The 8,304-nt window shown below is 55.1% G+C and carries 8 protein-coding genes and 1 pseudogene; 1 reads left to right on the top strand and 8 read right to left on the bottom strand.

Annotation, left to right across the window (positions count from 1 at the left end):
- Positions 1–143, top strand: a pseudogene (locus ACK5LI_RS16060) (IS200/IS605 family transposase); the annotation flags it as partial.
- Positions 144–531: 388 nt separating this feature from the next.
- Here the strand turns inward: ACK5LI_RS16060 and ACK5LI_RS16055 are convergent.
- The 8 genes from ACK5LI_RS16055 to ACK5LI_RS16020 form a co-directional block, all read right to left on the bottom strand.
- Entirely contained in the window at positions 532–1,107 is a 576-nt protein-coding gene (locus ACK5LI_RS16055; protein WP_416951231.1) for a substrate-binding periplasmic protein, read from the bottom strand.
- A gap of 116 nt (positions 1,108–1,223) precedes the next feature.
- The gene (gene leuB / locus ACK5LI_RS16050; protein ID WP_416951229.1) at positions 1,224–2,300 is read right to left on the bottom strand and encodes a 3-isopropylmalate dehydrogenase; all 1,077 of its coding nucleotides are present in this window, start codon (positions 2,298–2,300) and stop codon (positions 1,224–1,226) included.
- Positions 2,301–2,464: 164 nt separating this feature from the next.
- Positions 2,465–3,322 (bottom strand): damage-control phosphatase ARMT1 family protein, encoded by an 858-nt coding sequence (locus tag ACK5LI_RS16045; RefSeq protein ID WP_416951227.1) that lies wholly within the window; start codon positions 3,320–3,322, stop codon positions 2,465–2,467.
- The gene (locus tag ACK5LI_RS16040; protein WP_416951225.1) at positions 3,323–3,826 is read right to left on the bottom strand and encodes a 3-isopropylmalate dehydratase small subunit; all 504 of its coding nucleotides are present in this window, start codon (positions 3,824–3,826) and stop codon (positions 3,323–3,325) included.
- A 38-nt stretch (positions 3,827–3,864) separates the two neighbouring features.
- Positions 3,865–5,121: a 3-isopropylmalate dehydratase large subunit gene (leuC, locus tag ACK5LI_RS16035; protein WP_416951223.1), complete on the bottom strand. Its 1,257-nt coding sequence runs from the start codon at positions 5,119–5,121 to the stop codon at positions 3,865–3,867.
- Positions 5,122–6,645: a 2-isopropylmalate synthase gene (locus ACK5LI_RS16030; RefSeq protein WP_416951221.1), complete on the bottom strand. Its 1,524-nt coding sequence runs from the start codon at positions 6,643–6,645 to the stop codon at positions 5,122–5,124.
- Positions 6,646–6,812: 167 nt separating this feature from the next.
- Entirely contained in the window at positions 6,813–7,562 is a 750-nt protein-coding gene (gene pssA / locus ACK5LI_RS16025; protein WP_416951219.1) for a CDP-diacylglycerol--serine O-phosphatidyltransferase, read from the bottom strand.
- A 44-nt stretch (positions 7,563–7,606) separates the two neighbouring features.
- Positions 7,607–8,263, bottom strand: a complete 657-nt coding sequence (locus ACK5LI_RS16020) for a phosphatidylserine decarboxylase family protein (RefSeq protein ID WP_416951217.1) — start codon at positions 8,261–8,263, stop codon at positions 7,607–7,609.
- Positions 8,264–8,304 lie beyond the last annotated feature (41 nt).

Genomic DNA, 8,304 nt, shown 5'->3' with positions numbered 1-8,304 from the left:
GGTGCCGTGGATATTACGTAGATACAGTTGGAAAAAATAAGGCAAAGATACAAGATTACATTAGGCACCAACTTGAGCATGATAAGCTTGGTGATCAATTATCTCTTCCATATTCTGGAAACCCGTTTACGGGTCGCAAGTAACAGAGATGCAGATGCCAGACGAACGTGCGCCTGCTAGGGCGCTGCTAGTAAGAAAGCCTTATAGGCGCATATGAAGAACCCCCAGCTATGCTGGGGGGTACCTTTTGTAAAGGTACAAGTATGTGCCCGTAACAGGCAGCAAAAGAAATGTGCCTGCGCAGCGGGACAGGCGTTACTTTGCCTTTGGCGCATCAGGAAGGTTGGTGACAGCATAGGTTGCCAGTCCGTACCGTAGCCGGATTTCAGAATATGCTCCTGTGCGTTACATTTTTTTCAGCCCGTCCTCAAGAGCCTGCCAGAGCTCTTTGTGATTCGGAAAGTCAGGAAGGATGGCTGCGTGGAGTGAGCGCGATGCAAATGGCGGGCACAGGATGCGTATACTATCGCGCTACGCTGCTGGTAGTTGTTTTATGGCTTCCAGAATTGTCGCTTCAGTATCCAGAATCATATCTACACGCTCAGTGAGCAGCTTCTTCATATTGCTGGGGGCATCAGGCGCAATTTCGACATGTTCGTATTCTTCTTTGCGTAGGTCCTTGTCCAGCAGGCTGTCCTTGACCACGCTTACTTTGTGATGCTTGCGGGGACCGCTGCGGGCAGCTTCCGAGCCGTCCAGCGTGGCAAAGAGAGAATCAATGCGAAGCAGGCCGGAAGAAAGCAGATATCTTTCGCGGTTACGTTTTGAATCGTACACCGCGAGTAGAACATCCATGGAGCCGTCTTCAATTTTACTTACTGCACGGTGCCAGGGCAGCACGTGAATACGGGGAGCATAGCCGGCTTGTTTAAAAGCCGTAGATACAATTTCAACTACCACCCCGGGGGAGTCCGGAGTGTTATTGATATAGGGCGGCCACTCGCTGGCGGCTATATGGACTGTCGGATGGTTTTGCTTTGCTGCTGCGGGGGCGGCCCACAGTGCTGAGCAGCAGAGCAGAAGAAGTAGGATACGGATAAAGCTCACTAAAACCTCCGTAGGGTCTCCTGAAGAGTACACGTGACGGTTGCTCTAGTCTATATGAAGAGCAGGCTCCGGCCTGTTAGAATCAATATCGCCGGAGCCTGCTGAAGTGTCGCAGATTAAATACGCTCGGTTACAAGATTGCCCATGGTGTTGCAGCCGACCAGAGTGCAGCCTTTTTCCATGATATCGCCGGTACGGTAGCCGGCTTTAAGAACCTGCTGCACGGCGGATTCAATGGCGGCAGCTTCTTTTTCAAGGTTGAAGCTGTGGCGGAGCATCATGGCGGCTGACAGGATAGTAGCCAGCGGGTTGGCCTTGTTCTGTCCTACGATGTCTGGTGCGGAGCCGTGGATAGGCTCAAACAGACCCGGGCCGTCCGCACCCAGTGAGGCAGAGGGCAGCATGCCGATGGAGCCGGTGATGACGGCTGCCTCGTCGGACAGAATATCACCGAACAGGTTGCCGGTAACGATGACATCAAACTGTGAAGGGTCGCGGACCAGCTGCATGGCGGCGTTATCCACGTACATGTGTGACAGTTCCACGTCGGAATATTCTTCGGCGTGAACCTGCGTGACCACCTCGCGCCACAGGCGTGAAACGGCCAGTACGTTAGCTTTATCCACAGAGCATACCCGGCCTGAACGCTTGCGCGCAGCTTCAAAAGCAATACGGGCGATGCGGCGCACTTCATTTTCGTCATAAACCATGGTGTTGTAGGCTGTGCGCACGCCGTCTCGCATTTCGTCACCCACGGGCTGGCCGAAGTAAATACCGCCTGTCAGTTCGCGTACAACCATGACGTCGATGCCTTTTGCAACAATATCAGGGCGCAGAAAGCATGCGCTGGCGAGTTCGGGAAACAGGGTGGCAGGGCGCAGGTTGGCAAAAAGACCAAGCGCCTTGCGGATTCCCAGCAGGCCCGATTCGGGACGCGCGGCACCGGTCAGTTCATCCCACTTGGGGCCACCAACGGCGCCCAGCATAACCGCATCGGCAGCTTTGCATGCGTCGATGGTGTCCTGCGGCAGCGGTGAGCCGGTTTCGTCAATTGCTGCTCCACCGATAAGGGCATCGGTAAATTCCATATCGTGGCCGAATTTTGCAGCCACAGCTTCAAGTACTCGAACGCCCTGTTCTATTATTTCAGGACCTATACCGTCTCCGGCAAGCAGGCATATGCGCATTTCCATTGTCTTGTCTCCTCAGACTATGTATGCAGCGCCGGAAGTCTCCGGCATTAACTGACTGTCCATAATGGCAGGCTGCCGTTGTTCCGGCAATGCTTAGTCCGCCATGCGGTTTTGCATCCGGCAGGTGGCTGGACGGCCAGTGATATGATTTATACAACCCCGAATCAGGGTTGTTGCATTACAAACATCGATGTGCCCTGTGGCACCTCAAGCATGCGCGCCACTACAGCGCATTTCGCTTTAAAGGCGAACCAGATAGGACGCAGCTCTTTGCGCAGCCCCTCAAAGTTGCCCTGACCTTTAGCCAGAACCACGTCGGCGTTCAGCAGTCGGGTGCGGAAAGCGAACGATAACCTGTCGGGCACTGCTCCGGGCGTATCCGCACTGGAGTCCACTGCCGTGCACAGGTCCGCCATTCCGTATTCGCGGGCGTCTTCCATAGTGGCATCGTTCAGCACAGGAACGTTGCGCACTGCGTAGGTGACCTCCAGCCCGAGTGCCTGAAGCTCTTCAACAAGCAGCGTGTCCAGCACTATTTCACCGCAGTTGTCGCCCAGAATGAGCACATTGTGTGCGGTTTCAAGTGCCTTTCGAAAAGCGGGATACTGGGACTGGCCCCAGTCCGCCGTATTTTCTGTCTGCAGAGCACCTTCCCAGTCAAACTCGATACCTGTTCCTGCATCCATGTAATTGCCGATGATGGCAATATTCAGGGCAGTATGCAGCGGGTCATCTGACTGGCGTATTTTGTGGCGGAGTTGCGGCAGAAGTGCCGCAGCCTGTTTGTTTGCCTGCTTTTTTACGGCAGCAAACGGGTCACGCACGCCTGTAAGCTCCGGCACAGCGGAATACAGCGGCCGTAGCATGGCAGGGGGACTGCCGCTGATGCCGGACTCGGCCACATGGGCAGCAAACCTGCGGACTACGCGTTCCTGAAGCTGTTCGTCGTCAGGAGCCGCAAGCCGCGCCACGCGCACGGCTTGCGCCATCATGCAGGGAAGGCACTCCAGCGCAGACTGCATCTATGCGGCTCCGGCTGAAAGGCGTTCGCGCACGTAGGGTACCAGCCCGCCCTTGTTCAGAATGTCACGCATAAAAGGCGGCAGAGGAGGGCAGTTGATGACGGTACCTGTGGTGCTGTTGGTAATCACACCGTTCTCCACATCAATGGAAATGGTATCGCCATCGTTGATTTTTTCCACATCGTCGCCGACTTCGATAAGGATAAGCCCCATATTGAAGCCGTTGCGGTAGAAGATACGGGCAAAACTGTGGGCAACCACAACAGGCATGCCTGCGCCGAGAATGGCGATAGGGGCATGTTCGCGGGAAGAACCGCAGCCGAAGTTTTTGCCGCCCACCATGATGTCGCCTTGTTTCACGCGGGCTACCCAGCCGTGCTCAAGGCCTTCCATGCAGTTTGCACCCAGCTCTGCCGGATCGGTAGTGACCAGAAAACGTGCCGGTATGATGGCGTCAGTATCTATGTGATCGCCCACTTTATGGGCTTTTCCGTTGTAGCTCATTGCAGATTCTCCTGTCTGTTTCAGGCTCTGTGCGCAGGTTAGATGTCGCGTGGGTCGGCAATTTCACCGGCCACGGCAGAGGCTGCGGCAACGGCAGGGTTGGAAAGGTATACCTCGGACTCAAGGCTTCCCATTCGGCCACGGAAGTTGCGGTTTGTGGTGGCGATGGCGCGCTCGCCGTCGGCCAGAATGCCCATGTGGCCGCCAAGGCAGGGACCGCAGGTGGCAGGGCCGACGATACAGCCCGCATCCATGAAGGTTTCGATAAGGCCTTCTTTAAGGGCCTGCTTCCAGATACCGGGGGTGGCGGGCAGCACGATGCAACGCACTTTTTTGTTTACCTTGCGTCCGCGCAGGATGGCGGCTGCTTCGCGCAGGTCGCTGATGCGCCCGTTGGTGCACGAACCGATAACTGACTGATGTACCTGTATACCACGCACTTCCGAAACATTTTTAACGTTTTCAGGTAGATGCGGGCAGGCAATCTGCGGAGCCATGCCGCTGACGTTGTAGTTCAGTTCGCGTTCGTAAACAGCGCCTGCGTCTGCTGCAAGCAGCTCGTCCTTGCGACCGCGTTCCGCCGTATAGGCCAGCGTTTTTGCATCGACAGGGAAGAGGCCGCATTTGCCGCCTGCTTCAATAGCCATATTGGCAATGGTCATACGACCTTCCACATCCATGGAGTCTACAACGGGGCCGTCAAATTCCAAAGCCTTGTACAGTGCACCAGCAACACCTATCTGGCCGATAAGATGCAGGATAAGGTCTTTGGCTCCCACATACTCGGGCAGCGTACCGTTGTAGGTTACACGGATGCTGGGCGGTACTTTGAACCATGTCTCGCCAAGAGCCATGGCTCCTGCTACATCGGTAGACCCGAGGCCGGTGGCAAATGCGCCAAGACCGCCATAGGTGCAGGTGTGGCTGTCGGCTCCCACTACTATGTCACCGGGGCCCACAAGGCCGAGTTCCGGCAGCAATGCGTGTTCCACGCCGGCCTCGCCGCCTTCGTAATAATGGGTGATACCCATCTCCGTTGCGAAGTCGCGGGTGTTTTTCACCTGAATGGCCGAATCAATATCCTTTTGCGGGGTGAAGTGATCCATGACAAGGGCAACCTTGTCTTTGTCAAACACCTTCGTGGCGCCCATGGCGCGGAAGGACTTGATGGCCAGAGGCGCTGTGATGTCGTTCGCCAGCGCCATGGATACACGGCACTGTACAATCTGTCCGGCTTCACCTACCTGCTGGTCGGTGTGCTTCTGCAGGATTTTCTGCGCAAGCGTATGGGCCATCTATTTGTCCTCCTGTTCTTTTTTGGCAAGCCTGTTCAAAGCGTTAAGATATGCTTTTGCACTGGCTGTAATGATATCTGCATCGGCGCCGCGGCCAACTGCCGCACTGCCGTTTTCCTGCAACTTTACGGTAACCTCACCCTGCGCATCCGTGCCGCCGGTAATGGCGTTGACCGAGTAGTGGCGCAGCTGCGGAGCGCGGCCCACGATCTGCGAGATGGCGTTAAACACAGCATCAATGGGGCCCACACCAAACGTGGTATGCTGGCACCTTTCGCCTGCCACTTCCATTACAATCGCGGCAGAAGGCGGCACACCCGTATCGCTGGCCTGTACGCTAAGGTGTATGAGCTTAAACTTATCGGGGATTCTGAAAACTTCTTCAAGCACAAGTGCTTCCATATCTTCATCGTAAATCTGCTTTTTTCTGTCTGCGAGCTTCTTAACCGCTTCGAACACAAGCTGGGTCTGTTCCGTATCAAGCTGATAGCCAAGCTCTTCAAGCTTTCCTTTGATGGCATTGCGGCCGGAATGCTTTCCAAGCACGATTTCAGTTTTGGTACGGCCTACGGATTCAGGCGTCATGATTTCGTAGGTTTCGCGGTTTTTCAGCATGCCGTCCTGATGAATGCCTGATTCGTGTGCAAAGGCGTTGGCACCCACTATTGCCTTGTTGGCAGGAATGGGCTGGCCGATGATCATGGACAACAGGCGGCAGGTGGGGAAGAGCTGCTCCGATTTGATGGAAGTTTCAAGGTTGTAATACCCTTGGCGGGTGCGCAGAGCCATGACGATTTCTTCAAGGGCTGCGTTGCCTGCACGTTCGCCGATGCCGGAGATGGTTACTTCGGCCTGACGTGCGCCGGCTTTGACTGCGGCAAGGGTGTTGGCTACGGCAAGACCGAGGTCGTTATGGCAATGCACGGAGAAAATGGCCTTATGGCTGTTGCGTGCATTTTCCATGACGTAACGGACCAGTGCGCCGAACTCGTCAGGCTGAGCGTAGCCGACTGTGTCGGGAATGTTGATGGTGGTTGCACCGGCGTCAATGGCGGTTTCGACCACGCGGGTCAGGAAGTCCCAATCCGAGCGCGAAGCGTCTTCGGCGCTGAATTCAACATTGAGGCAACGGCTGCTTGCATACCTGACGGCTTCTCGCGCCATTTCGATGACCTGTTCGGGCGACTTGCGGAGTTTGTGCTCCATGTGTACAGGCGAAGTGGCAATAAAGGTGTGGATGCGTGGCGCTACGGCACCTTTGATGGCATCCCATGCCCTGTCTATGTCGGGCTGGACTGCGCGGCAGAGACCCGCAACCTGTGCATTCTTAACGGCAGCAGCAATTGCTTTGACTGCTTCAAAGTCGCCGCTGCTTGCAGCAGGAAAGCCTGCCTCCATGATGTCCACACCTACGTTTTCAAGCTGACGTGCAAGCTGAACTTTTTCGTGGATGTTCATGGTGGCGCCGGGCGATTGCTCGCCGTCCCGTAATGTTGTGTCGAAGATGTACAATTTGTCAGCCATGAGGGTTCTCCTACGGCTTTGCGGCTTGTTTGCACCGCGATTTGGATCGAAAAGAAGTCGGGGTCGTCTTCCCTGCACCATGTGCCGGAAAGACTCATGATGCGCGTGAAGGCCCGGGAAGACTCCGCTTCCGGGTATCAGACTAGGGCGCTTGCTATCGGACTATACTAGGATAGGTCTCGTAGCAGCTTGGGATGACGACGGGGTAGGATGAAGAGTGTGTAAATGGGGCCGGAAATGAGGTAGCCCGCAAACACGAGGAACCCAAGGAGCTTGGGGTCCGAAATAATGAGGACGAACAGCAGAATGGCAGAAACCATAGAGCTGAACGGATGAGCTTTGATAAAGCCGTATTCTTTGAAAGAAGCGTAACGGAAACGGCTGACCATAAGGAAGCCGAGCACAAAAGTAAGGCCGAGGCAGAAGGCAGGGAATGCCGATGCGAATGCTTCGGGTACAAATGTGCTGAAGAAGATCAGCGCAGAAAGAGTGCAGCCTGCGGCCGGAATGGGCAGACCGATGAAAAACTTTTTGGATGTAACTGCAGTGGAGATGTTGAATCGCGCAAGGCGAAGCGCACCGCATGCGGCAAAAAGGAACGCCACAGCAATGCCGAGACGGCCGAAGCTGTGCAGCTGCCATGAGTACATCATAAAGGCAGGAGTGATACCGAATGCCACAAGGTCGCACAGCGAGTCGAACTGGACGCCGAATTCGCTGGCGGTGTTGGTCAGTCTGGCTACTTTGCCGTCCAGACCATCCATAAGGGCACTGAACAGAATGGCGAATGCGCACATTTCCACACGTCCTTCCGCAGCCCACAGAATACCGAGGAAGCCTGCAAAAAGGCTTGCCGTGGTAAACAGGTTGGGGAGGATATACACCCCTCTGCGGGCAGGTGTGGTTTGCTGTTCCATTCTATTCAAAATTCCTGTTGGCAGTCGGATGAACTTAAAGAGGCTTATTCCCCTTGTGAGTCCGCTTTGGCAGCGATCACGGTCTGACCTGCAAAAACGTGTTCACCCACTACGACTTTCGGTTCATACCCTTCCGGCAGATAAACGTCAACCCGCGAACCGAAACGTATCATGCCATAGCGTTCGCCGCGTTTGAGATTATCGCCTTCTTCCACCCGGCAGACAATGCGGCGGGCGATGAGTCCGGCAATCTGTACCATGCTCCAGTTTTTACCGTCTGCATCAATGATATCATAGGAGCAACGTTCATTGTCGGTGACTGCTTTGTCCCACGCTGCATTAAAGTATTTGCCGGGGTGGTACTTAATGGCATTCACGGTGCCGTCAACGGGAAAGCGGTTTACGTGTACGTTGAAAACATTCATAAAAATGCAGACGCACATGCGGGGCTCGCCGGTGAACGGGTCGGGCATGGGCTGCACTTTGATGATACGCCCGTCCGCAGGACTTACGCCAAGACCGGTGCCTGTGGGGACAACGCGTTCAGGGTCGCGGAAAAAGTGTACGCTGAACCAGCACAACAGCAGAAAGACAACTGCCACTAACCAGCAGTCAATAAGAGCGAATACCAGCGCGGCAAGCGCGGTCAGACCAATTACGGGAAACCCTTCGGGGGTGATGGAATAAGAAGCTTTCTGCATATCTGTTCCGGCCGGATATATCCGGCAACGTATTTGATGGT

The organism is Oleidesulfovibrio sp. (genome assembly GCF_047973035.1).
Taxonomy (GTDB): domain Bacteria; phylum Desulfobacterota; class Desulfovibrionia; order Desulfovibrionales; family Desulfovibrionaceae; genus Oleidesulfovibrio.
The sequence above is the reverse complement of the archived record's forward strand: the minus strand, read 5'-3'. Positions and strand labels throughout refer to the sequence as shown.

Coding starts and splice junctions, on each gene's coding strand:
- ACK5LI_RS16045 (WP_416951227.1), bottom strand. CDS start 3,322: ATGCAGTCTGCGCTGGAGTGCCTTCCCTGCATGATGGCGCAAGCCGTG.
- pssA (WP_416951219.1), bottom strand. CDS start 7,562: ATGGAACAGCAAACCACACCTGCCCGCAGAGGGGTGTATATCCTCCCC.
- ACK5LI_RS16030 (WP_416951221.1), bottom strand. CDS start 6,645: ATGGCTGACAAATTGTACATCTTCGACACAACATTACGGGACGGCGAG.
- leuC (WP_416951223.1), bottom strand. CDS start 5,121: ATGGCCCATACGCTTGCGCAGAAAATCCTGCAGAAGCACACCGACCAG.
- leuB (WP_416951229.1), bottom strand. CDS start 2,300: ATGGAAATGCGCATATGCCTGCTTGCCGGAGACGGTATAGGTCCTGAA.
- ACK5LI_RS16040 (WP_416951225.1), bottom strand. CDS start 3,826: ATGAGCTACAACGGAAAAGCCCATAAAGTGGGCGATCACATAGATACT.
- ACK5LI_RS16020 (WP_416951217.1), bottom strand. CDS start 8,263: ATGCAGAAAGCTTCTTATTCCATCACCCCCGAAGGGTTTCCCGTAATT.